Genomic DNA, 25,287 nt, shown 5'->3' with positions numbered 1-25,287 from the left:
TGCTCCTGTGTCCGAGGGGCGCAAACCGCCATCCAGCCGTTGTCATTCGGCGCCAGGGCCGACAAAGGTGATGGAGTCGAAGACCACACCGCTCTCGGCTCCTTCGATAGAGAGACTGGCTACGAAGGTTCCGCCTGCCGCGCTGGAAATAAACGCCCGCGCCAGGCCGTCCTGATTGGTGAACCCCTGCGCGGGTCGGATGGTCGCGCCCTCGATCGGGCTTACATTCCAGCGCACCAGCTCGCCTTTGCCGAGGTTGCCGAACTGGTCCGTCAAAGTGCCGTAAAGCTCGACCTCCCGGCCCGCCGGTACCGGCGCGTCCGGCACCCGGGATTTGTCTCCCTGCGCTACCGTCAAAGTAGCCTTGTCGGCAATGACGTTGATGGTCGGCGCATACATCGGTGCCATCAGATCCAGCCAGAACAGGGGCGTCTCCGTCCCCAGGACCTTGCCCAGATACGCCGCGTTGACCTCGCCTTTTTCGTCTGTCTGCTGCGTCGCGATCGTGCCGAGGCTGGCTTGCCAGTACACATTGACGTGCGGGATAACGCTGCCGTCCGGGTCCGTGAGCGTCACGGTAAAGGTGATCGTGTCGTCCAGATCGTTGGCGACCACGTCGGTCTTGTCCACGGTGCAGGTCAGCGTGACGATCGGCTCAGGCACCTCGTCGTGGTAGGCCGCCACCGAAACACCGGATTCAGTGAGGCTCAGCAAGGCACTTTCAGCGGCGATCCGGTACACGTCTTTATTGAATGTCTCCGGCAGACCGCCCACCCGGAAGATCGTCAAGGCGTCCATGCCGGTGTGCCGGGACAACACCCGGATGCGCATCAACAGGTCCAGTTGAGTCAGGTTTTTCACCAGGCGTGTGTCGGGATCGATATGCGTAATGCACGCCCGCACTTCCTCAGCGCTCCAGTCGAAAAAAGTGGCCAGGCGGATGGCGGCCGCTTTCTGCGCCAGCCCCAGCGCTTCGTCGGTAATAGGTTCCGGCAGCGCGTTGACCTCGCGCAGGTAATTCAGCAGTTCACCGGCCGGTTGTTCACCGAGTTCAAAGGCCCGGGTCAGCGCCGTCAGGTAATACAGGGTGCGCACCGAAAACGCCTGCCGGTCGTCCTGTCCCAGCCACGCCTTGTAGCCATATTGCAGATAGTCCTGCAGCAGCGTGGCACTCAGGTCGAGTTGCAAAACCACGTTGGCGCGCCGCCGTACATCGGCGAGCAAGGTCAGCGAAGGATCCGGCTCGTTGCGCAGCGTACCCTGCAACTCGCGTCCAGCCTGTTCCAGCACCTGGCGCAGCAACTGGTAAACCGTGCTGTTGGCCCAGACCAACACATGGGCTACCCGCTCGGCATCCAGGCCGGTGTACACCGCCAGGGTTTCCTTGACCACCGAGGCCTGGGCCTCCCGGGCTTGCAACAGCACCGTGAGCATGCGTTCGACAATGACCTTGATCTCTGCGGCGTCCGCTTCCTCATCGAGGCCGAGACCATCGCGAACGGCCTTGTCCAATTCCTCGCGGGCGAACACCAGGTACTCGGCTTCGGTGCCGGCACGACTTATCACCAATCCCGAGGAATCGACCAGCGCCGTCAGCAGGTTCAGCCAGTCCGAGCCTACCAGCGGCGGCACGCCAGCCATCAACAAGGCGCCATGGGTGAACAGCGCAGCAGGCAACAGGTTGCCCGCCTGCTCGAACAACTGGCGTTCCTTCTCGGAAGCCACCGCCAACGCCGCCGGCGGCGACACCTGCTGCAACATCCACAGCACCGGCAGATCGCGATCCCGGCACCAGCCCACACACGCCTGCAGCGCATAAATGAGGTTCAACGCATCGGGCGTGGCATCGCTGCTGCCGTTCGTCTTGATACTCGGGGTTCCCGCCAGGCCATTGACCCAGGTTTCGCCGCCCAGCAAGGTCAGCATCAGCACGCCCTCGACCGGCGTGATGCCCAACAGGCGCGGCAACTTCACCAACCGATAGAACGCGGAAATGATCGCCGTGGTGCGCAACAAGTTGCCGTCGATGCGGTTGTGCGCACGGGCAATCGCCAAGGCCAGGTATTCATAGGTTTTCAGATCGATGCCCAGGCCACTGCACAAGCGGTTGATCGTCAGGTCCGTGGCCCCCGGCGCCGGGATGATCGGGAACGTCAAGCCATCCAGTACCAGCGCTGCGCGGTAGTCACCCAGGTTGTTGAACACTTGATCGAACTGCGACAGCGCAGTGCCGCGACCGTAGATCCCCACCTCATCGATAAATGCTGCGAAGTCCGGTGCCGTGCACCCGTAACGCTCACGCAATGACTGGAACAGGCCCAAGGCATGGACCGTGCCATTGGTTATCCACCACGTGTTGGCGTTGTCGCGGTTTTCGGCTTTCATTGCGGCCACCAGCAGCGCATCCACCTGTTCGGTGGGCAGCTCCAGCCATTGATCCAGGCGCAGCTTGCGGTTCATCCGGTCATAAACGGCAAACTCGGTGGCCGGATCTACGCTAAGGCGGTGGAACGTTCCCCCCGCCGCGCTGTAGTTGATCGTGACCGGTGGTGAGGCGCCGCCGTTGAGATAAACCGAGCCTGAACGGTGGCTTTCGCCCGTCGTTGATGGCGCTTCATATACCGTTATGTTGGGCGAACGGGTCGGCGCGAAATCACGCACCGACAGCAGCGCCTCGACACCCCGGGCATCGAGTTTGGTGCGCTCACCGAAAAACGCCACCTGACTGAGGTTGGTCCAGGACACCCCTTCGGCACCGAAGTCACGCAGGTAAAAGCGCTCCCACCCGTCCTCGTCAACCGCTTCTTCGGTCAATAGCAACCGCTGATACGGCCCCAACCGCGAAGCATGGGCCAAGGCCCGTTCCGCATCGCTGTCCCAGGCTTCGGGCTGAAGGAAATACGGCGAGGACACATCCACCATATGGTCAAAGTTACCCACCGACAGACCGTGATAGCGGGCGACCGTATCGAGCGTGACCCAGTGCTGGTAATACGGCAGCCCATTGGGATAGCGGGCCTCGATCATGGCGTGTTCCAGATCGGGCGCCGCAGTTTCGTCTTGTATGAAGGCCTCCAGCACCGAGACGATAATGTCCACCGCCGACACCGATTGGTGCACTGCGTTGAAATCCACGGGCAACGGCTTCAAGTCTCTGCGACGGTTATGCAAAAGCAGTTGTGTGCCCGTGCCCAGCGGTTCGATCCGGTCCTGGATCCAGCGCAGCAGCTCCACCATGTACGCCACAGGCGACATCACCGATTCCAGGGCATCGGGCGGGCACAATTGGTCAAAGTTGGGGGAGAACAAACGCTCATAACTGGGCCCCGGCACCAGCGACAACAGGCCTATCGAAAGCTTGCCATTCTGCTCCCCGCTGCCCGTCAGGCTGTGCTCGATAAACTGACGACGCACATACGCGGCCAGGCTGTTGGCCCGGCGCAGAAACGCTTGCGCCTCCTCATGACTCAGTCCGTAATCGCGCACCAGCCCCTGCACGCCGCGCTCCACCAGGGGAAAAATTGATCCGTCCTGCTGAATGTACGTCGACAGGTTGGCGTAGGTAGCACGCTGTTCCTCGTCGAATACCTGCTCGAACAGCTGTTGGATGGCACGATTACCGGAGTCCGCCATGGCCAAGCTCCTTGTTGGATCCTTGTTGGATATAGGCGCCCAAACGACTGTCCGGACATTCATCTTGTGTGACCAATCTGCACCTGTGGCGCGGGGACCGTCTACTGTCAGAACTGACAGTAGACGTGACCGTTTATCCGGTGATGGCGCTCAGCGTGCGGGTGGGCCGAGGACCTCAAAACGACCGCTCTCGCTCCAATCGGAAATCGTCGAGGCGTCAGCCCCATCCATGATCGTCTGCTGGAAGCGGCACCAGTTGCCGCCCACCGGCAGCTCCCGGCCCGACACCCCGCGCCAGCCCTGCGCATTGACGGGCTGATCCGGCACCCAGGACGTTTCCGGGTTGAACCAGCTCACCAGCTGGCCGGTGCCCAAGCGGCCCTGACCGCTGAAGATCACCGGATGACTGACCCAGCTTCCGGCCAGGGGCGAATCGATGGTCGGTAAATAGCGACCCAGCACTACGGGCTGTTGCGCGGAACGGTCCGACTCAAAACCCTCAAACGAGGCCACGGCCACCAGCACGTAAGCACCACCGGGTTGAGTCAGCGTCACGGGCACCGACCAGGTGCGATCCTCCAGCACCGCAGCGCTGCCGAGTAAGGTATCGCCCAGATAAATGCTGACCCTGTCCCCCGGCTCGCCGAAACCGGACACCACGGTCGAAGACCCGATATGCCCATCCTTGACCGGCGTTTCGATATTGGGCGCGGTGGGGACCACGTTGCACGTCAACGGTGGGCTGAGTTTGGAATCCACCTGCCCGATGGCTTGCTTGGCCAGCAGTTTCGTCACCCCCACGGACAACGCCACCGGGCCTTCCCAGCGGCCATCGGTATTCACCGGGATGCTGCGCAACAGAGGTTCATCGCGACCCTCCAGCCAGACCTCGACCAGCGCACCCGGCATGCCCGTGCCGTAAATCGTCGATCTGCGCGGCAAATCACCGCCCGGCACTGGCGTCGTGAACTTCGGTGGCATCAGCACCACATTAAAAGGCACGGATTCGCTGAGCTCGGACGGCCGACCGTCCAGGGTCTGCCGTGCATCCAGGATGAGCCGGCCGAAGGCCAGGCCCTTGAGGTCGATGGACCAGTCGCCATCGCTGGTCAGCTGTTTCGGCGCTCCCGCATTGATACCGTCGATACGAAGCTGCATCGACGCCCCGGTCACGCCTTGCCGACCACGGACAGTCAGATCGCGCTCCACCTCTGCCTCGTTCGTGGGTTCGGTGATAACGGGTTTGAACAACGTCCTGCGGACTTCGAACGTTCGCGTTGTGGGTGATGACGTTTGCTGCGCGACGGTCTGGGTGACGGTCACGGTATGGGGCACGTTCGGGGTAAACGGGGTGGGGCGACGATAGGTCCAGTTGCCGTCGGGCACAGGGAATTCGTGAACCGAGGTCGGCGCATCGCTGAAGACCAGTTTCACCACCGCCCCCGGCCAACAGGTGCCTTTGACGGTGGGTGAGCGTTGACTGTCATCGCCCCCGGTGATCTCAGTGATGACCGGCGCCAGAGGGGCAATCGTCACCTCCAGCTCCACCCAGCCTGAGGAGGTGTGGCCGCTCTGTTCCTGTCGCAGTTGAACCTTGCGCTTGAAGGTCGGGCCCCACACCTCAGACGCCGTACTGGACCAGCTTCCGCCGCTCACCCACGCATCCGGCGCGACCTTGCTACCGCCACCGGGATTGACCAGCACCACCGTGGCACCGGTGTAGCCGCCGCCGGAAAACACCGGCCGGTAATCGCCGGTATGCCTGGCCGTGGGCACCGGCAGCGCCAGGGTGTAGTTGAAGACGAAGTCCGTGGAGACAATCTCGCCACCGGTGTTATCGAGTACTGTTTGCGTGGCCTTGAAGCTGTATTGGCCCGGCGGCCAATTGGCGGCGTCCACGCTCCAGGTGCCAGTACTGCCGACCGTGACCGGCGGCACCGTCGACGAACCCGGCCCGCTGACCTTGATCACCTTGACGATGGCGCCTCCATAGCCCGTGCCTGAGAACCTCAGGCCGGCGTTGTCCAGCGGCGTGACTGTGATCGAGGTCAGTCTGGGTGGGCGAACCCTGAAGATGACCGGAGCACCGAGCGAGGACAAAACCCCTTGCGCGTTTTGCCGCGCCACCAGCGTCACCGCCCCCGGCGGGACAGTGACGGAGCCGTTCCAGCCTGGAGGGTTGAACACCCCCGCTTGCCCGACTTTGGTCTGGCTCAGGTCAATGAAAATTTCGACCGTGGCGCCCTGGACGCCATTGCCGCCGGTGAGATTGAACGTTGTGTCAACGATGTTGGAAGGCGCATTGATGGTGGGCGCGCCGAGGATCGTACAGGTCAGGGGCGCCGAATAGACAACACCCGGATAGGGAGTCGTTCGCGAGTACTGCGCCTCGACAGTAACGGTACGGCTGGCCAGCGTTGGAATGAGGGGACACTCCCAGCTTCGATTACTGCCAACGACGACAGCACTGCCAAGCACCTCGTTACGATTAGCGGCATTGACCACCTTCACCATCCATCCCGTCGCAGCGATGCCCTTGAAGAAGCTCCCACTGCCCGTGGGGATAACGGCACCCGGCGGCGGAGACGCAATCGTCGGGAAGGTCACATTCCACGTGTGTCCCGGATCGCCCCAATGAGACGCAAAGCCATTTAACGTCTGCCTGCAAGCAACTCTGAAAGTGCTGGTAGGAAACGGTTTCAAAAGTTGCACGTCCCAACTGCCCGAAGAGCTGACCACGTCTTCGCCATATACCGTGGTGCCATCACCGCTTTTGTGGATGGTCACCACAGCTCCGGGTGCCCCGTTTCTCCCACTCACAACAGGGTAGTAGAGTACATCAAGGTCGCTCCCATTGAGCGGCATCAGAACAACAGGCGCGGGCACCACTGTCACAATAATCAAATTAGAACGCTTGTGGCTTTCCGGATACATTTCCCATTGCAGAACCTGAAGGTCGTGATGACCGGCGGTAAGCGGGGTCCTCAATCGCAAACTGAAATGCCCCGCGCCATTCGTTTGCATCTCGTCGCTGAGGTAATCCAATCCTTCGGGGGGGGTGACGATTCGCACATTGCGCCGCGCGTGGCCAACCCCCTTGATCGTCAAATCGCCATCGTGCACGTACGCGTTATAGACGGGTTCAGTAACCCGCGGCGGCGTGTCGTTGGCTTCGGGTTCGACTGTTTCGGGAAGATCGGTTTCATCAGTCATGAAAGGAGCCCTCGGCCTCGGCAACAATGGTTCAGGCTTTTTACGCCCTGTCCTTGCCGCCTGCCTACCTGTAATAACTGACAGTTCAGACGAACGGCCTTACGGAGTTTTCCTACATTTCTTGAGGCCTACGAAGCCTTGCGCCGTTGCCTACAAGTCCCTCAGAATCGCCCGGCTTGTGCACTTTTGGCCTGCCCCGTAATTTGATTCGTGTCGCTGATTGGCAGCGGCCGGGTTTAGTCGCCCGGGAGGTGGATGCGAAGGTGCAAAGCACGCCAGACGGTCGGGATGTCCCTATCCCCCTTCCTGAACGTTATGGTGGCTGTGCGCAGGGCGCTCTCGGGCGCGCCGGTTTTTTCGCATTCCCTTCCGGTCGACTAACCTGTGTACAGCCGCCACCCCTCGTTTAGTCGCGAGACGGTGGCTGCTCAATAAAGGGAATGAAATATATGTTCAAAGCCACACCCAATCCGCCGAAAACGGACTCGTTTTCGGCCACCCTCGATGCAAAAAAATTCCGCGAGGCCGCCGACCGCGCCCTCGACCATTACCTCAAGCCCAATGCCCACCACTTGCGTGCCCCACAGGACCGTGCCATGAAAATGTTCGCCGTCGCCCCCGAAGCCAACGCCCGGGCCATCACCATCCAGACCTACGAAACCTTTTCCTCGGTCAGCATCCTGCTGCTCGACCTGGCCGAAAGCCTGGACAACAAACCACGGCACCTGGCGATGGCGATTTATCAGTTGAGTGAGATGGGGTTGTTGCTGGTGGAGAAGTCGCTGGAGAATGAGCCGGCGGTTAGCGGGGTTTAGCCGTTAGTGATGGGTTGTTTGTGCTGACGCCTTCGCGAGCAGGCTCGCTCCCACAGGGGATTGGGGTTAATCACACATTTGGTGATCAACACAAAACCACTGTGGGAGCGAGCCTGCTCGCGAAAGCAATCGCACAAACAACGCCGCTATCAGGCCGAAGCAGGCAACGGTTGAAAACTGAAGTACTGCCTCAACGCACAGACCAATTGCCCATACTCCGGCGGTGCCCGTTGCAGGCTGAACCCGGCGTCATAGTGGTGAGGGGTCGCATCTTCATGGCACCACAAACACGTTGCCCGTAAATCGATGACCTGCTGGCAACCGTCGCTGGCGGGGATTTTCAGGCGCAGGTCAAAGTCGGCGCCAATCATCATCGGCAATTGACTGATGAGCATCATCCCGTCTTCCGAAACATTGCCCAGAAAGCCGATCGGTTTATCGGTGACGCTGTTGAACACTTTCAGAAAATACGGCAGTTGATGCCGCTCGATCCGGCGGTCGGTAAACATGCTGAATTCGCTACGCAAGGCTCTTAAGCAGAGCCGCACTAATGCTTCGGAACGGGCCTTCTGCTCTCTAAAGGCAGGATGGGCCGCTCTCCCCGCTTCCGGTGTGACTGTTCATGCAAAATGCAGCCACTTCTACCGCTGCCGGTCGCAGGTGTTGCGTCGGGCTGGAGCAAAGGCTCCAACACCGATTTATTCGACTATAGCTGAACCTATACAGTCAGCCAGACTTTGTATGAGAGCTGTCATCAGAAGCGCGTCGGCCGCACCACTGCCGCAGCGCTGCGGGTCGGATAGTGGCCCAGTGACTCCAGGGTTTCCAGGCGTGCACGGGCGCGGTACGCGTATTCACTGTCCGGGTACGAGGCAATGATGTACTGATAAGTCTGGGCAGCGTCGATAAACAGCTTCTGCCGTTCCAGGCACTGGCCGCGCATCATCGACACTTCCGGTTGCACGTAACGCCGGGCGCGGCTGGCACGGTCAACCTTGGACAGTTCGAGCATCACCTGCTCGCAATTGCCCCGGTCATAGGCGCTGTAGGCGTTATTCAAATGATGGTTCATCGACCAACGGGTGCAGCCCGTGACGCTGAGGGCAATGACGGCTATGAGCGCAAATCGCATGAGGGTTCTCCTGTCTTGAGCTCTGTATCGACCCGTTGGCGGAAATCTTCAGGAATGTTCGTTTAAAGATAAAAACGAATAAGTAGTGCAAACGAACAATGACTACAACGGGAGAGCATAGTAGCCTCACTCAGCGCTTGAACTCAGGAGTCTATGCATGTCCGTCCGTCGCACCAAAATCGTCGCTACCCTTGGCCCGGCCAGTAACTCGCCGGAAGTTCTCGAACAGCTGATTCTGGCTGGCCTGGACGTCGCCCGCCTGAACTTCTCCCACGGCACCCCCGACGAGCACAAGGCTCGCGCGAAGCTGGTGCGTGACCTCGCCGCCAAGCACGGCCGCTTCGTCGCCTTGCTGGGTGACCTGCAAGGCCCGAAAATCCGTATCGCCAAATTCGCCGGCAAGAAGATCGAGCTGAAGATCGGTGACCAGTTCACCTTCTCCACCAGCCATCCGCTGACCGAAGGCAACCAGCAAGTGGTCGGCATCGACTACCCGGACCTGGTCAAAGACTGCGGCGTGGGCGACGAGCTGCTGCTCGACGACGGCCGCGTGGTGATGCGCGTCGATACCGCCACTGCCACCGAACTGAACTGCACCGTGCTGATCGGCGGTCCGCTGTCGGACCACAAAGGCATCAACCGTCGCGGCGGTGGCCTGACGGCGCCAGCCTTGACTGAAAAAGACAAGGCCGACATCAAGCTCGCCGCCGAAATGGAAGTCGACTACCTCGCCGTGTCCTTCCCGCGCGACGCCGCCGACATGGAATACGCCCGTCAACTGCGCGACGAGGCCGGCGGTACTGCCTGGCTGGTGGCGAAGATCGAACGCGCCGAAGCCGTGGCCGACGACGACACCCTCGATGCGCTGATCAAAGCCTCCGACGCTGTCATGGTTGCCCGTGGTGACCTCGGTGTGGAAATCGGCGACGCCGAGCTGGTGGGCATTCAGAAGAAAATCATTCTGCACGCACGCCGCCACAACAAGGCTGTGATCGTTGCGACCCAGATGATGGAGTCGATGATCCAGAACCCGATGCCGACCCGCGCCGAAGTGTCCGACGTGGCCAACGCCGTGCTCGACTACACCGACGCTGTGATGCTTTCGGCCGAAAGTGCCGCCGGCCTGTACCCGCTGGAAGCCGTGCAAGCGATGGCGCGCATCTGCGTCGGCGCCGAAAAGCACCCGACCAGCAAGACCTCCAGCCACCGCATCGGCAAGGTCTTCGAAAGCTGCGACCAGTCCATCGCCCTGGCGGCCATGTACACCGCCAACCACTTCCCGGGCGTGAAAGCGATCATCGCGTTGACCGAAAGTGGCTACACGCCGCTGATCATGTCGCGCATCCGTTCCTCGGTGCCGATCTACGCGTTCTCCCCGCACCGCGAAACCCAGGCCCGCGCGGCCATGTTCCGTGGCGTCTACACCGTACCGTTCGACCCGGCATCGCTGCCACCTGAGCAAGTCAGCCAGGCCGCGATCGACGAGTTGCTCAAACGCGGCGTCGTGGAGAAAGGCGACTGGGTCATCCTGACCAAGGGCGACAGCTACCACACCATCGGCGGCACCAACGGGATGAAAATCCTGCACGTTGGCGATCCGATGGTCTGATTGACCGCTTGCTGCAAAACAGAGGCCCCGCCATGTGAATGGCGGGGCTTTGTTGTTTTCACCGATGAAAATGTTCTCTCGGGCGCTCCCTTACCGTTTATCAGAACTGGCAGAACTAACAGCTAGGCGTACCGATATGTCTTTGTGATGCTTAGGTCGAACATCACAAAAGAAGGAACGCCCCATGACATCTTCAATGTCACTTCCCAGCCATCCTGGCCAACTTGATCTGTCGTTCGGAAATAACGGACGACTTCGCCTTCCCTCGATTGAATTGAGATTCACGCCGGTCAATATGGCGCTGACAGAAAAAAAAGATTTACTAATTTACGGTCACGTGTGGAAGCCGCAATTCCGTTTCCTGTTCGCCGTTTTACGTCTTAAATTGAACGGCGATATCGACAAAAGCTTTGGCGAAAACGGTTTCGCGACTGGATTTTTCGGCATTGACGAACTCCTCCATCGCAGCACCTCCTTCGCTGAGGACATGATTGAACTGCCCGGCGGAAAAATTTTACTCAGCGGCTATTATCAACCTGAAGACGGCAATTCGCGTTTTTGCGGTTTCGTGCGCTTGAATGCAGATGGCTCACTGGACAAAACCTTTGGCACTGACGGTAAGGTGCTGATAGCTCCACGCTCAACAACCGCAACCCGAAAAAAAGAACAGCAGCCGCCAGATTCACCAAACGCTGAAAACGTTTCGAATGCAAACGTAAACGTAAACATGCGTATGTGCGTACTTTCCGATGGACGAATCATCAAACTAATGACATTTGATCACGACGGCGTGTTTACTCAAGAAGTTGTTTGCCTTACGCGTGATGGTGTTATAGACCCTCTATTTGGTAATGCGGGATACGCTAAGATTGTGTTCCCGTATTCAAATATGGCGTACAACAAAGTCGTTGCCGTTGAGGACGGCAAGTTCGCCATCTGCGGTACTGCCGATGTACCACACACCATATTTGACAGGAGCGTGGTGCTCAAACTTACCGACGAAGGCGTACTGGATCTAAAGTTTGCTGAAGAAGGCGTCCTGGAGCTACCGAGAACAAAGGATATCGAATATCTGCTGCCAAATATGTGCGTGCAACCCAATGGGCGTCTGTTGCTATGTGGCAGCAGTAATGTCGATCCCAAAGAATCCTCCGGTCTTTTGATCAGCATAGAAAGCAACGGCACCCCGAATATTCAGTTCAATAAGGGTAAACCGTTTATAGCTGAGGTTGACGGCGACTTGAGCGGATGGGCGAGCGCTATCGTTGTACAGCCACAAGCCAGGATCTTACTCATCGGCGCGGCAGGTGGGGAATCCACCTTGACTCGTTTATCAAACGAAGGTGTTCCCGACACTGATTTTGCTCAGGGCAAACCAACCTTTCGCTTTTCCGGGGAGGATTTCGGCTTTATGGGTGCCGCAGTGATTCACGACAAACGCATCTATTTGCTTTCCGGGTTCGAACTGTTGCGTGCCGTTATACCCTGAGTATCGCAGGTGGCGTCTGCTGGTCCGGAATAGGAGCCCCTCCATGAAAATGGCGGGGCTTTTTGCATTCTGATCCGGGGGATGTGTTGTCTGGACGGGCGCCTTCGCGGGCAAGCCTCGCTCCTACAGGGGAACGCGTTCCAAATGTGGGAGCGGGCTTGCTCGCGACGAGGCCCGCCCAATCACCGCAAGACTCAACGCCGGTTGATAAACCCCGACAACGCCGCCATCGCTTCCGGCGAGCGCAGCCGTTGAGTGAACAACGCGCCCTCTTCTTCGATCACCTTACGAACCAATTCCCGGTCCGGCGCTTTCATCAATTGTTTGCTAATCCTCACCGCTTCGGTTGGCAACGACTCAAACCGCAACGCCATCTCCCGCGCCTTGGCCAACGCTGCTTCGCCGCTGCCCAACGCTTCAGTGGCAATGCCCCACTCCGCCGCTTGTTCACCGCTGAAACCTTCGCCCAGCAGTAACAATTCCGCCGCTTTGGCGTGCCCGAGCAGACGCGGAAGTATCAGGCTGGAGCCAAATTCGGGGCACAACCCGAGGTTGACGAACGGCATGCGCAACCGCGCATCGCGGCTGATATAGACCAAATCGCAATGCAGCAACAACGTGGTACCAATCCCCACCGCTGCCCCGGCCACGGCGGCGATCACCGGTTTGCGGCAGTCGAGCAGGCTGAGCATGAAGTGGAACACCGGGCTGTCGAGGCTGCTCGGTGGTTGCTGGAGGAAGTCGGCGATGTCGTTGCCGGCGGTGAAGCATTCGGCAGACCCGGTGATCAACACCGCGTTGATTTCAGGGTCTTGGTCGGCCTCGTTCAGGGCTTTGGCCAGTTGCGCGTACATGGCGCGGGTCAGGGCGTTTTTCTTGTCGGGGCGGTTGAGGCGCAGGGTCAGCAGGCCGCGTTCGCGTTCAAGTTGGATGGCATCGGTCATGGCAGGTCTCGCGTCGTTATACGATCAGCGCTCAACCACGGGGCAGGAACACGTCGGCCAGCAGTTGATTGCGCGGCAGTCCCGCCAGGTACAGGCGCCGGGCAAAGGCGTCGACGCTGTCGGGGCCACCGCAGAGTAAGGCCAGGGTTTGCCGGGAGACAAGCCGCAGTTGCGCCAACGCCTGGGGCAACTCGGCCGGGGTCCAGAGTTCGACCGTGAGGTTTTCGCGGCCGGCGGCCATGGCTTGCAGGGGTTTGGCCAGGTAGTGCTCGTCGGCGTCATGGGCCAGGTGAATGACTCGGATGGCGCCCTGGTGATCCTGGCGCAACGCCTCGCGCAATACGCCGAACAACGGACCCAACCCGGTGCCAGCGGCCAACAGCCACAACGGTCGAGTGTGCCAGTCCGCGTCGTAATGCAGGGCGCCGCCGCGCAATTCGCCGAGGCCCAGGGTGTCGCCGATCTGCAATTGGCGCGCCGCGTCGCTGAATTCCCCGGGCTGGCGGCAATCGAGGTGGAATTCCAGGAAACGGTCTTCGTCCGGCAGGCTGGCCAGGGAATACGGCCGCGCCACGTTGCCGGCCCACAACACCAAGTGCTGACCCGCGCCATAGCGCAGCGGACGTTGCGTGATCAGGCGCAACCGCAGCACGTTGGCGCTGAGCCAATCGACGGCGGCGACCTCTGCCGGGCGACCGTCCTGTAGCGGGTCGAAGGTGTGCACCTGCAAGTCTTCGATCACCGAACACTGACAGGCCAGGCGCCAGCCTTGCTGACGCTGTTCGGCGCTCAAGGCATCGGGGCGGCTGTCGCTGGGCAACCCTTGCACGCATTGAACGAGGCACGCATGGCAACTGCCGGCGCGGCAGCTGTAAGGCACCGACACGCCGTTTTGATTCAGGGCATCAAGCAAGTTGCTGCCCGCCGCCACCGACCACTGGCGTTCGCCAACCCGTAATTCAGGCATCGACGTTCTCCCACGCCGCCGCGCACCGATTGCGGCCGTCACGCTTGGCGCGGTACAGCGCCTGGTCGGCACGTTGCAAAGCGTCGTCGAGGTCGTCGCCCAGTTCCAGCAAAGTCATGCCGGCGCTCAGGCTGAGGTTGCTCACGCTCAGGCCGAACAACTCGACATCGGTGAACGCGATGCGCAGTCGCTCGCAACAGGAAGTCAGGCGTTCGGGGTTACAGTCGGGTAGCAACACCACGAATTCTTCACCGCCGTAACGGGCCAGCACATCGCCTTCGCGCAAGCAGGCCGAGGCCACGCCGGCGAAGGCTTGCAACACTTGATCGCCGGCAGCATGGCCGTGCACATCGTTGATGCGTTTGAAGTGATCGAGGTCGATCAGCGCCAGACCGTGCACCACGCCAGCGTCCATCGCGTTGAGCTCGCGGGAGGCCAGGCGCAGGAAGTGGCGGCGGTTGAACAGGCCGGTGAGTTCGTCGGTGGCGACCAGGTCTTCGAGTTGGCGCATCATCCCGCGCAGAGTGTCCTGATGCGCCTGCAACGCGAACCGCCGCTGGCGCATGAGTTGGCGCGAGGCCTGGACGTAACGGGCGTAAAGCACCAGCCACACCAGCACGATAAACAGCACGCACACCTGCAACAGCGCCAGGGCCGGGTCGGGCAACTGGAAGTGGTAGCCCTCCCACAGCGTGATGGCGCTGAAACTGAAGAACACCAACAGCGCACAGCGCACAAAGGCCCGGCGCGACAGGTGGAACAGACCGAACAGCAGGATCAGGATATAGAAAACCAGGAACGCGCCGCGGGCCTCGTCCAGATGAGAAATCAGCCACGTTTGCCAGCCCAGGCCCAGCAACACCTGGACTTCGGTCAGGCTCGGGTCGGCGAAGCGCAGGTTGCACCCGCTGTAGAACACCGCGAACAACGCCGCCTGACTGATCACCACCAACGCACTGCCGACGGCCACGCTGGCCAGGGGCGCATCGAAGTGCCCGGTGAAAAACGCCAGCCACAGCAGCAGTAATGCCAGGGCATAGGTGCCGGCCGCGAGGGCAAAACGTTTGAGCAACAGGCGCTGGATGGCGTTATGGGTCAATCGTTGACTCACCGAAGGAAAAGAGGCTGAAAGAGTGTCCTACTCTACAGGCCGATTGCCACTTTAGTGGCGCGACCGATAAATGACCATTCAATTTTGGGAGCGGAAAACTGGCGTCAAAAGCATGGCCCCTTGTGTGTCTGGGCATGGTGTTCACAGCTTGAGACCGCCCCCTCTCCCTAACCCTCTCCCCAAAGGGGCGAGGGGACTGACCGAGGTGTTCTTGGCCCTGCATCGACCTGAAACATCGAATCGAACTCAGGTTTTGAACAGCATGAAGATCGGCCCCCTTTCACCCTCTCCCCAAAGGGGCGAGGGGATTGACCGAGGTGTTCTTGGCCCTGCATCGACCTGAAACATCGAATCGAACTCAGGTTTTGAACAGCATGAAGATCCGCCCCCTTTCCCCCTCTCCCCTCTGGGGAAAGGGTTGGGGTGAGGGGTGGGTCTCGAATGGGTAACCCGATTCCGTCAACGACCGCCCTATACGACCAACGATTGACTGCCGGCGCGTGTACCCGCCAGCGAGGCGCGTTATACTGCCGCGCCTTTTTAGCGTCGCGCCAGCAGCCCCGGCGTGCCAGAGGATCAGCTACAAGCGTCAAGCTTCAAGCGGCAAGCTGAGGCAGTTCGCGTACTGCTTGGAACTTGCAGCTTGAAACTTAAGGCTTGTAGCTGCCCCATAGAATGTTCCCGTCTTTTAGAGGAGCGCGACTCATGACCGTGATCAAGCAAGACGACCTGATTCAGAGCGTTGCCGACGCCCTGCAGTTCATTTCTTATTACCACCCCGTTGATTTCATCCAGGCGATGCACGAAGCCTACCTGCGCGAAGAATCGCCAGCGGCCCGTGATTCGATGGCGCAAATCCTGATCAACTCGCGCATGTGCGCCACCGGCCACCGCCCGATCTGCCAGGACACCGGCATCGTGACTGTGTTTGTCCGCGTGGGCATGGACGTGCGTTGGGATGGCGCCACCATGAGCCTGGACGACATGATCAACCAAGGCGTGCGCCAGGCTTACAACCTGCCGGAAAACGTCCTGCGTGCCTCGATCCTCGCCGACCCGGCGGGCGCTCGGAAAAACACCAAGGACAACACCCCGGCCGTGATCCACTACTCCATCGTCCCGGGTAACACCGTGGAAGTGGACGTGGCGGCGAAGGGCGGCGGTTCCGAGAACAAGTCGAAAATGGCCATGCTCAACCCGTCCGACTCGATCGTCGACTGGGTATTGAAGACCGTTCCGACCATGGGCGCCGGCTGGTGCCCACCGGGCATGCTCGGCATCGGCATCGGCGGCACCGCCGAGAAAGCCGCGGTGATGGCCAAGGAAGTGTTGATGGAATCCATCGACATCCACGAGCTGAAAAAGCGCGGCCCGTCCAACCGTATCGAAGAGATGCGTCTGGAGCTGTTCGAGAAGGTCAACCAACTGGGCATCGGCGCCCAGGGCCTGGGTGGCCTGACCACCGTGCTCGACGTGAAGATCATGGATTACCCGACCCACGCCGCTTCGTTGCCGGTGTGCATGATCCCGAACTGCGCCGCCACCCGTCACGCGCACTTCGTGCTCGACGGTTCCGGCCCGGCCTCGCTGGAAGCGCCACCGCTGGACGCCTACCCGGAAATCGTCTGGGAAGCCGGCCCGTCGGCTCGTCGCGTCAACCTCGACACCCTGACCCCGGAAGACGTGCAGAGCTGGAAGCCGGGCGAAACCGTCCTGCTGAACGGCAAGATGCTCACCGGTCGCGACGCCGCGCACAAGCGCATGGTTGAGATGCTGAACAAAGGTGAAACCCTGCCGGTGGACCTGAAAGGTCGCTTCATCTACTACGTCGGCCCGGTTGATCCGGTGCGCGAAGAAGTGGTTGGCCCTGCCGGTCCGACCACTGCCACGCGGATGGACAAGTTCACCCGTCAGATCCTCGAACAAACCGGCCTGCTGGGCATGATCGGCAAATCCGAGCGCGGCCCGACTGCGATCGAAGCGATCAAGGACCACAAAGCCGTTTACCTGATGGCAGTCGGCGGCGCGGCTTACCTGGTGGCGCAAGCCATCAAGAAATCCCGCGTCGTGGCCTTCGCCGAACTGGGGATGGAAGCCATCTACGAGTTCGACGTTAAAGACATGCCAGTGACCGTTGCCGTAGACAGTAAGGGCGAGTCGGTCCACATCACCGGTCCTGCCATCTGGCAGAAAAAGATCAGTGAAAGCCTGGCGGTAGAAGTGCAGTAAGCACCCACACCTCCAAAAACGGCCGGGCCATCTCACCAGATGACCCGGCCGTTTTTTTTGCCCAATCCCCAACACCACAGGGGGATTGGAGTTGCGCATAAAAATTGTGAACAACACAGCTCAACTGTGGGAGCGGGCTTGCTCGCGAAGGGGCCCTGTCAGCCAACATCAATGCTGAATGACACACCGCTTTCGCGAGCAAGCCCGCTCCCACAGGGAATTGGAGTTGCGCATAAAAATTGTGAACAACACAGCTCAACTGTGGGAGCGAGCCCGCTCGCGAAGAGGCCCTGTCAGCCACATGGATGCTGAATGACACACCGCTTTCGCGAGCAAGCTCGCTCTCACAGGGAATTGGAGTTGGGCATGAAAATTGTGAACAACACAGCTCAACTGTGGGAGCGGGCTTGCTCGCGAAAGGGCCCTGTCAGCCAACATCAATGCTGAATGACACACCGCTTTCGCGAGCAGGCTCGCTCCCACAGGGGATTGGAGTTGCGCATAAAAATTGTGAACAACACAGCTCAACTGTGGGAGCGAGCCCGCTCGCGAAGGGGCCCTGTCAGCCAACATCAATGCTGAATGACACACCGCTTTCGCGAGCAAGCTTCGCTCCTACATTGATTTTCGGTGAACGCAAAATCTGTGCTCGACGGTGATCCCCTGTGGGAGCGGGCTTGCTCGCGAAGTGGCCCTGTCAGCCAACATCAATGCTGAATGACACACCGCTTTCGCGAGCAAGCCCGCTCCCACAGGGGAAGTGTGGTTTTCGGCAATCGCTATAAATCGCCACACCTTGCAACCCAATCATTCTAAAAACCCCACCCCCACCTGTCAGATCTGACAGGTTACGCCGCCCCTTCATCTTGATAGCGTTGATCCACCACGAAACCCTTTGCCGAATGCCGGTCCAGGGCCGAAACAGGATCCGCCGCATGGAAGACCACACCGCACTGAGCATCACCACGCCCTCCATTGCCCGTACCGCCTCGATTGCCATGGTCGGAAAAAGTGGTTCGATTGGCTTCACCGGCAGCGCTTCGTTCGAGTTGCCCCTGCCGCTGTCGCCCGGACGCGGGTTCGATCCCGCCCTGACCTTGAGCTATGACAGCCAGGCCGGTAACGGTCCGTTCGGGATCGGCTGGGGGTTGAACAGTGGCGCCATTTCCCGCCAGACCCACAAGGGTGTGCCGCGTTACCTCGATGACGACGTGATGATCGGCCACAACGGCCAGCAGTGGCGCCCCGAACGGGATGCCCAAGGGCAAATCATCTCCAGGACCGAAACCCATTACCGTGGCGAGCCCATGGGGTCCCACGCCGTGGTGCGTTATTTCCCCCGCGTCGAAACCACCTTCGAGTTGATCGAGTTCTGGCACTCCGATGCCAACCCGCAAGGTTTCTGGCTGGTGCACGGCATCGACGGCAGCCTGCACCTGTTCGGCAAAACCGATACCGCGCGCGTGGCCGACCCCAGCGATCCGTTGCGCGTGGCGTCCTGGTTATTGCAGGAAAGCCTGAATGCCCATGGCGAGCACATTGCCTACGAGTACAAAGCCGACGAGGCGTCACCAGCCCCCCACGACTACCGGGCCCAGCGCTACTTGCAAAAGGTGCTGTATGGCAACGCCGAGGCCAGCAGCCATTTGTATAGCTTGATCGAGCCGCCGTCCTCGCCGGCGTGGCATTTCCATCTGCTGTTCGACTACGGCGAACGCACTCTGGACCGGGAACTAAAACCGACCTACGAGCCCTTGACCCCGTGGCCGGTGCGCAGCGATCCGTTCCACACCTACGGCAACGGCTTCGAAGTGGGCACCCGGCGCCTGTGTCATCAGGTGTTGATGTTCCATCACTTCCCGCAGGAACTGGGGGCGAACCCGGTACTGGTGCGACGGCTGCTACTGGAATACCGCCCCACCTCGCTGGGCTACAACCAACTGGCGGCCGCGCACTATCAGGCCTACGACGCCAGCGGCGCGGTGGAACACCGGCCGCCCATGGAGTTCGATTACTCGGCGTTCACGCTCAATACGCAACCGGCGCCCTTGTTGCCCCAGGAAAACATGCCTGGCCTGGAAGACGGGCAACGCTATCAATGCCTCGATCTGTTCGGCGAGGGCCTGCCGGGTTTTCTGTGCCGCTACGATCAGGCCTGGTTTTACCGCGAGCCGCTGCGTGCCGAGTCCGGTGGTGATGCCATCGACTATGGCCCCTGGACCGAGTTGAGCCAGATCCCCCGCGCCGACCAGAACAAAGCGGTGCAACAAACCCTCGCCGACCTGACCGGCGACGGGCGCCTGGACTGGGTCATCGCTCAACCGGGCCTCAGCGGTTTCCACGCCCTGAACCCGGACCGCACCTGGTCAGGCTTCATCCCGTTCAACGCGTTCCCGGTGGAGTACTTCAATACCCTGGCGCAACTCGGCGATTTGAGCGGCGACGGCCTCAGTTCCCTGGCGCTGATCGGCCCCAAGAGCGTGCGCCTGTACGCCAACCGCCGCGCCGATGGTTTCGCCAAGGGTGAGGACGTGCCCCACACCCCGGACGATGACCGCTTGCCGCTGTTCAGCGATGTGCCCACCGAACTGGTGTTCCTGGGCAACATGCTCGCCAGCGACATGAGCGAGCTGTGCCGCATTCGCCACAATGAAATCAAATGCTGGCCCAACCTGGGTCACGGCCGCTTCGGCCAGGGTTTCGTGATGAGCGCCCTGCCCTTCAGCTATGCCGAATTCGATGCCGCGCGGGTGCGCATTGCCGACCTCGACGGCTCCGGGGCACCGGCGCTGATTTACCTGAAGTCCGCCGGTTTCGACCTCTACTTCAACCATGGCGGCAGCGGGCTGGAGCAAACCCCGGTGCAGGTGCCATGGCCTGAAGGCGTGCGCTACGACAACCTGTGTCAGGTGACCCTCGCCGACCTTCAGGGCCTGGGTTGCAGCAGTTTGATCCTGAGCGTGCCGCACATGAAGCCGCGCCACTGGCGCTATGACTTTGTCGGCACCAAGCCTTACCTGCTGAGCGCCAGCAACAACAATATGGGCCTTGCAACCCAAGTGATGTACCGCAGTTCGGCGCAGGAATGGCTAGATGAAAAACGGCAGTTACTCCAGCGCAAAATGTTTGCGGTGTCATCCCTGCCGTTCCCGGTTCAAGTCGTCAGTAAACAGCAGCAAAAGGACGAGATCACCGGCAACGTCCTCACCCAAACCCTCACCTACAGTCACGGTTACTACGATGGTTTCGAGCGTGAGTTACGCGGCTTCGGCCGGGTGCGCCAGACCGACAGCGAAGTCGTGCAAGCCAAGGACGACATCGGTTTCACGGAACCGGCGCTGGTCTGCACCTGGTTCCATACGGGTCGCAGCGTGGACATGCCGCGAGAAGATTATTTCGGCCGCGATGACGACGCCAGGCCCTTGGACAATACGTTGTTCTGTCGCTACCACGCCAACGATGGGGTCGATGAACCGATCACTGCGGACCAAGCCACCTCCCGAGAAATCGCACGTGCCCTCGCCGGTTCCGTGATGCGCATGGAAACCTATGGGCTGAACGACGACCGGCCCTTTCAGGTGGAGGAGTATCGCTACAAGGTTCGTGAGTTACGTGCCATCGACGAGCACTCGCCTTATGCCGTGCTGATGCCCTCGCCACTGGAAAAACTCAGCTACCACTACGAACGCTTTATCGATGACCCGCTGTGCCAGCACGACATCACCCTGAGCCTGGACGCCTTTGGCCTGCCGACCCATGCCCTCACCGTCCACTACGCCCGGCGCAAGACCGAACTCGACGCGCCCCCCTTCGATGACCCGGACGAACAAACCTGGTGGCGCGACGCCCATGACCCGGCGCAGCAGTCTTACTACCTGAGCGAAACCCGCGCCGAGTTCATTCACCTGACCGATGCGCAAGGCTGGCGCCTGGGGTTGCCTTATCGCCAGCGCGGCAATGCCTTGAAACTGCCCAAGGGATCGTTGCCTACGGGGCTCAACCCAGAGCAAATCAATTACGAGTTACTGCTTGCCCATCAGGCCAGCGCCCCGTGGAACAACGCCCGCGAACTGACCCGGCAAGCCGTGCAGCGTTACCTTAAAACGTCGGACCGCAGCGTTCTGCCCGACGGCACCGCCGACTTCGAAGCGCTGGCCGCGCCCCAGGAACTCGCGCAGCTGGATGAAACCGCGCTCAACGCCTACAACGCACTGCCCGCGCCGTTCGACATCCGCGCCGAGCTGGCGAAGATCGGTTATGCGCCCATGCCGCTGTTTCTTGAACCGGATACCGGGGAAGACCAGAAAAAAAACCTCTGGTCCGCCCTGTACGGTTTCGCCGAGTACGGCGACCTGGACGACTTCTACAAGGTACAAAACTTCCACGAGACCCAAAGCCATGGGATCACCCAGGCCAAGTACGACCCGTACAACCTGGCGATCACCGAAGTCACTTTGCCGGACGGCTGCACCACGCGGGCCGAGTATGACTATCACGCCCTGCAACCGCTGCGTCTGATCGATGCCAACGACAACGTAGAAGAAGCGATTTACGAACCTTCCGGCCAACCGCTCGCCATCAGTTTCTACGGCACTGAAAAGGGCCAACGAGTTGGTTTCAGGCCTTTGGAGGAATACATTCGTCCCGGCAATCTGCTCCCCGATCCGGCCATCGACAATCCCTCGACGGCACTGCAAAAAACCGCCAGCGTCCTGCGCAAGGACTTGTTCAGCTGGATGGGCCGGCTCGACGAATCCGTCCGGCAAACTTCAGCCTGGCTGACGGGTTGGATCGCCGACGGTTACCTCTTGCCGAGCCTGCACATTCGCGCCAGCGCCCGTACGCGCCTGACCCGGCTCAAGTCGCGGACCGCCGCCGAACAGGCACTCAAGGAACTCATCGCGACAACACCCCGGGAACCGGTGCACAGCGTGGTCCTCACCGCCGACCGTTACCCCGATGACCCGTTGCAGCAGATCCAGATCACCAAGGCCTGCGTGGATGGTTTCGGGCGCGCGCTGCAAACCCAGCAAAAGGTCGAACCGGGGCTGGCTTACAGTGCCGATGCAAACCTCGAACTGGAACTGGTGGACGGCAAACCGGTAGAGAAACAGGCCGACCCGCGCTGGCGGATCAGCGAGCGCGTCGAATACAACAACAAGGGCGCCGTGACCCGTGTGTTCCGCCCCTACTTCTGCAACACCCACGGCTATATCCGCGACCAGTCCTTTCGCCTGTTCGGCTACCACGATCAACAGTTCTACGACGCACTCGGGCGCCCGTTCAAATTGATCAATGCCAAGGGCTATGAGTCGTTCGACACCTTGCACCCCTGGTATCGCGCCAGTCACGACTTCAACGACACCTACGAACCACCAGAGCCCACCACTCCCAAGACGCTTGAGCCATGAACAACACCGTGCATTGGCGCACGCCTGCGCTGGCGGTCAATGACAGTCGCGGCCTGCCCATTGGCCAGGTCGCCTACTTGCGCACCGTGCCCGGCGCAACAGCGCAAGCCCTGATCACCCGCCAGCAGCATGACCGCGCTGGCCGCCTGACCGCCCAATGGGACCCGCGTCTCTACGGCCATGCGCCCAGGCCCAACCTGAGCACGGTGTATCGCCTGTCCGGCGACGTCATCAGTACCGACAGCGTCGACGCCGGCGGGCGCTTGAGCCTGGCCGGGGTGGCCGGCGAAATGCTTCAGCGCTGGGACACCCGCGGCAATCATGGGCGAACCACCTATGACGGCCAACTGCGCGTGATTGCCGTCGAGGAAAACGCCCAGCCCCACGTCGAGCGCTTCACCTATGCCGACGCCTCGGCCGACCCAGGGCACAACCTGCGCGGCCAACTGATCGAGCATCTCGATCCATCGGGCAGCCTGCGCTTGGACAGCTACAGCCTGGACGGACAGGCATTAAGCGAAAGCCGTGCGTTTGCCGAGGGCCAGCCCTATTCCAGCCGGCAAGTTGTCAGCGCGCTCGGCGTGGTGCTGGAGCAGACCGATGCACGGGGTCATCAACAGCGGTTTCGCCATGATGTCGCCGGGCAACTCAAGCAGGTTCAGCTGCGAATCGACGCTGACAGCGCGGCCCAGGACATCCTCATCGATGCCCGGTACAACGCCGCCGGCCAGATCATCGAACAACGTGCGGGTAACGCCGTACTCAGCACTTGGAGCTATGACCCGGCCGACGGGCGCCTGAGCCATCTGAAGGCGCAAAAGAACCCGGAAAAAGCCCTGCAGGACTTCGCCTATTTTTATGACCCGATGGGCAATGTGGTGCGCATCGAAGACCATGGGTTCACGCCGTTCCATTTTGCCAACCAGCGCATCGACGGCCACCGCGACTTCAGCTACGACTCGCAATACCAACTGCGTAGCGCCACCGGCCATGACACCGCCCCGCCGTCGGACTTGCCGGGACGGCCATTGCCCGGCGATCCGAATGATCGGCGCAACTACACGCAACACTACGACTATGACCCGGGCGGTAACCTGATCAGGCTGGTTCATGAACGCGAGGGCGCCAGTTACACCCGACAGATGTTCATCGACCCTTCGAGCAATCGCGGCGTGCGCTGGCAAGAAGGCGACCCGCAACCGGTCATCGACGAACTGTTTGACCGCAACGGCAACCTGCTGGCTCTGCAACGGGGCCAGCCGCTGAGCTGGAACCCCCGTGACCAACTGAGCAAGGTCACCCTGCTCGAACACGGCAATGGTTTGCCCGACGACGCCGAAACCTACCTCTACAGCCAGGGCCGGCGCGTCTGTAAAAGCCACAGGACCCACACGCCTTCGACCACGCATTACCACGACGTGCTGTACCTGCCAGGGCTGGAAATTCGCACCCGCGACAACGGTGAAGAACTGCACGTGATCACCTTGCCGGGCGGCCGTGGCCAGGTGCGCTGCTTGCATTGGGCGCAGGGGCAACCCGGCGCAATCGAAGCCAATCAACTGCGCTATAGCCTCGTCGACGCCCTGGACTCCTGCGCAATGGAACTCGATCAACAGGCGCGGGTGATCAGCCATGAAGGCTATTACCCGTTCGGTGGTACGGCCTGGCTGACGGCCGCTTCACAGCTGGAAGTCAGCTACAAGACCGTGCGCTATTCGGGCAAGGAAATGGACGACAGCGGCCTGTATTACTACGGTGCCCGGTATTACGCGGCGGGGTTGCAGCGCTGGGTCAGTGCCGACCCGGCGGGGGATGTGGACGGGCTGAATCTGTATGCCATGGTGGGTAATAACCCGATGGTGTATGTCGACCAGACCGGGCAGGGCAAGGTCGTGACCAATATCCTGTCGGTTATCGGCAAGTTTGCTGGCTACATGAAAAAAGCCAGCACGGTGGCGGATCAGATACACAACATGGCCGAGGAGTTTGATGGGCTCGTTCCCGAAGATGCCGATCCCGAGCAACTCGAAGAGCTGCGCAAGACCATGACCTTCTGGAAATTCATCCGCTCCAGTGGCGGCATCAGGTCGATCTTTGCAGGCATGGGCGCAGGGTTCTCGGCTGGCGCGGCGGTGGGCACTATCGTGCCAGGCATCGGCAACGCAATCGGTGGAGCGGTCGGGATGGTTGCAGGCGCCATTGCTTTACCCGTGGTGCGTTACATTTTCTTCAAAAGAGGCCTGAAAAGCGTGCAGGTGCTTCATACCCGGGAACTCAAGGACGGCATGCAAACGCTCGCGGAGACGGCCGACAGGCTGTCCGAGGGGGCCAAAAGCCTTGCCAGCGGTGGCGCCAAACTGCTCGAAAAAATCAAACACACCCATGACCTCATCGGTGCCTATCCGGATCAGCTGCGGGATATTTTCTACAAGCAGCTGGATGATTTGAAGGCGCAGACACAGCGCGAAGTGATAAAGCTGATGAACACCGGCATTGACCCCTTTGAAGCGATCGACCAAGTGCTGGCGGCGGCTGCGGATATCAGCCATGAGCTCAAAGAAGCCGGGAGCGCCAACCAGCGCTTGGCCGACGTGGCCGAATTGGCCGAGCAAATCGCCAGCACGCAGATCAAACCGGTGCCCAAGCCCAGAATAAGGTTCCCTCAGAGAACCGGGTCTGTATCGATGGCGTGACCCCCATCCATACGCCACTCAACTTCACAGCGGACGAGACT

13 protein-coding genes are annotated in these 25,287 nt (G+C 60.6%); 6 read left to right on the top strand and 7 right to left on the bottom strand.

Annotated elements, in window-relative coordinates; genetic code table 11:
• Nucleotides 1-42 precede the first annotated feature (42 nt).
• Nucleotides 43-3,633, bottom strand: a complete 3,591-nt coding sequence (locus BK667_RS32235; RefSeq protein WP_123600010.1) for a Tc toxin subunit A — start codon at nt 3,631-3,633, stop codon at nt 43-45.
• A gap of 150 nt (nt 3,634-3,783) precedes the next feature.
• Nucleotides 3,784-6,420 carry a hypothetical protein gene (locus BK667_RS32230; protein ID WP_259698297.1) on the bottom strand — a complete coding sequence of 879 codons (2,637 nt, stop codon included), beginning with the start codon at nt 6,418-6,420 and terminating at the stop codon, nt 3,784-3,786.
• Between the two features lie 875 nt (nt 6,421-7,295).
• On the opposite strand from BK667_RS32230, the gene BK667_RS32225 reads away from it, so the two are divergent.
• Nucleotides 7,296-7,661: a DUF6124 family protein gene (locus BK667_RS32225; RefSeq protein ID WP_123508560.1), complete on the top strand. Its 366-nt coding sequence runs from the start codon at nt 7,296-7,298 to the stop codon at nt 7,659-7,661.
• A gap of 149 nt (nt 7,662-7,810) precedes the next feature.
• Here the strand turns inward: BK667_RS32225 and BK667_RS32220 are convergent, their stop codons facing one another.
• Both BK667_RS32220 and BK667_RS32215 read right to left on the bottom strand, forming a co-directional pair.
• Nucleotides 7,811-8,170 (bottom strand): PilZ domain-containing protein, encoded by a 360-nt coding sequence (locus tag BK667_RS32220; protein WP_123600009.1) that lies wholly within the window; start codon nt 8,168-8,170, stop codon nt 7,811-7,813.
• A 245-nt stretch (nt 8,171-8,415) separates the two neighbouring features.
• On the bottom strand, nt 8,416-8,793 hold the full coding sequence (locus tag BK667_RS32215) for a tetratricopeptide repeat protein (RefSeq protein ID WP_123508562.1): 378 nt from the start codon (nt 8,791-8,793) through the stop codon (nt 8,416-8,418).
• A gap of 157 nt (nt 8,794-8,950) precedes the next feature.
• Between BK667_RS32215 and pyk the strand changes: the two genes are divergently transcribed.
• Complete coding sequence (gene pyk, locus BK667_RS32210) at nt 8,951-10,402, top strand: pyruvate kinase (RefSeq protein ID WP_123600008.1); 1,452 nt, start codon at nt 8,951-8,953, stop codon at nt 10,400-10,402.
• A gap of 184 nt (nt 10,403-10,586) precedes the next feature.
• Nucleotides 10,587-11,891, top strand: coding sequence for a delta-60 repeat domain-containing protein (locus BK667_RS32205; RefSeq protein WP_123600007.1), 1,305 nt, complete (start codon nt 10,587-10,589; stop codon nt 11,889-11,891).
• A gap of 194 nt (nt 11,892-12,085) precedes the next feature.
• Here BK667_RS32205 and BK667_RS32200 read toward each other — a convergent pair whose 3' ends face one another.
• Genes BK667_RS32200 through BK667_RS32190 form a run of 3 tightly spaced genes read right to left on the bottom strand, consistent with a single transcriptional unit; the run spans nt 12,086 to nt 14,901 of the window.
• Nucleotides 12,086-12,835: an enoyl-CoA hydratase-related protein gene (locus BK667_RS32200; RefSeq protein ID WP_123600006.1), complete on the bottom strand. Its 750-nt coding sequence runs from the start codon at nt 12,833-12,835 to the stop codon at nt 12,086-12,088.
• Between the two features lie 31 nt (nt 12,836-12,866).
• On the bottom strand, nt 12,867-13,802 hold the full coding sequence (locus BK667_RS32195; protein ID WP_123508566.1) for an iron-sulfur-binding ferredoxin reductase: 936 nt from the start codon (nt 13,800-13,802) through the stop codon (nt 12,867-12,869).
• On the bottom strand, nt 13,795-14,901 hold the full coding sequence (locus BK667_RS32190; protein ID WP_123600005.1) for a GGDEF domain-containing protein: 1,107 nt from the start codon (nt 14,899-14,901) through the stop codon (nt 13,795-13,797). Before BK667_RS32190 ends, BK667_RS32195 begins: the two co-directional genes overlap by 8 nt.
• A gap of 717 nt (nt 14,902-15,618) precedes the next feature.
• Here BK667_RS32190 and BK667_RS32185 point away from each other — a divergent pair.
• The 3 genes from BK667_RS32185 to BK667_RS32160 all read left to right on the top strand — a co-directional run bounded on the left by BK667_RS32185 (nt 15,619) and on the right by BK667_RS32160 (nt 25,246).
• The gene (locus BK667_RS32185; RefSeq protein WP_003214142.1) at nt 15,619-17,142 is read left to right on the top strand and encodes a fumarate hydratase; all 1,524 of its coding nucleotides are present in this window, start codon (nt 15,619-15,621) and stop codon (nt 17,140-17,142) included.
• 935 nt (nt 17,143-18,077) lie between these two features.
• A complete protein-coding gene (locus BK667_RS32165) occupies nt 18,078-22,553 on the top strand; it encodes a SpvB/TcaC N-terminal domain-containing protein (RefSeq protein WP_123600003.1) in 4,476 nt (1,491 codons plus the stop codon).
• Nucleotides 22,550-25,246 carry an RHS repeat-associated core domain-containing protein gene (locus tag BK667_RS32160; RefSeq protein ID WP_123600002.1) on the top strand — a complete coding sequence of 899 codons (2,697 nt, stop codon included), beginning with the start codon at nt 22,550-22,552 and terminating at the stop codon, nt 25,244-25,246. Before BK667_RS32165 ends, BK667_RS32160 begins: the two co-directional genes overlap by 4 nt.
• The last annotated feature ends 41 nt before the right edge of the window (nt 25,247-25,287 follow it).

Source organism: Pseudomonas frederiksbergensis (genome assembly GCF_003732705.1).
GTDB classification, from domain to species: domain Bacteria; phylum Pseudomonadota; class Gammaproteobacteria; order Pseudomonadales; family Pseudomonadaceae; genus Aquipseudomonas; species Aquipseudomonas frederiksbergensis_F.
The sequence above is the reverse complement of the archived record's forward strand: the minus strand, read 5'-3'. Positions and strand labels throughout refer to the sequence as shown.

Coding starts and splice junctions, on each gene's coding strand:
- BK667_RS32235 (WP_123600010.1), bottom strand. CDS start 3,633: ATGGCGGACTCCGGTAATCGTGCCATCCAACAGCTGTTCGAGCAGGTA.
- BK667_RS32225 (WP_123508560.1), top strand. CDS start 7,296: ATGTTCAAAGCCACACCCAATCCGCCGAAAACGGACTCGTTTTCGGCC.
- BK667_RS32220 (WP_123600009.1), bottom strand. CDS start 8,170: ATGTTTACCGACCGCCGGATCGAGCGGCATCAACTGCCGTATTTTCTG.
- BK667_RS32215 (WP_123508562.1), bottom strand. CDS start 8,793: ATGCGATTTGCGCTCATAGCCGTCATTGCCCTCAGCGTCACGGGCTGC.
- pyk (WP_123600008.1), top strand. CDS start 8,951: ATGTCCGTCCGTCGCACCAAAATCGTCGCTACCCTTGGCCCGGCCAGT.
- BK667_RS32205 (WP_123600007.1), top strand. CDS start 10,587: ATGACATCTTCAATGTCACTTCCCAGCCATCCTGGCCAACTTGATCTG.
- BK667_RS32200 (WP_123600006.1), bottom strand. CDS start 12,835: ATGACCGATGCCATCCAACTTGAACGCGAACGCGGCCTGCTGACCCTG.
- BK667_RS32195 (WP_123508566.1), bottom strand. CDS start 13,802: ATGCCTGAATTACGGGTTGGCGAACGCCAGTGGTCGGTGGCGGCGGGC.
- BK667_RS32185 (WP_003214142.1), top strand. CDS start 15,619: ATGACCGTGATCAAGCAAGACGACCTGATTCAGAGCGTTGCCGACGCC.
- BK667_RS32165 (WP_123600003.1), top strand. CDS start 18,078: ATGGAAGACCACACCGCACTGAGCATCACCACGCCCTCCATTGCCCGT.
- BK667_RS32160 (WP_123600002.1), top strand. CDS start 22,550: ATGAACAACACCGTGCATTGGCGCACGCCTGCGCTGGCGGTCAATGAC.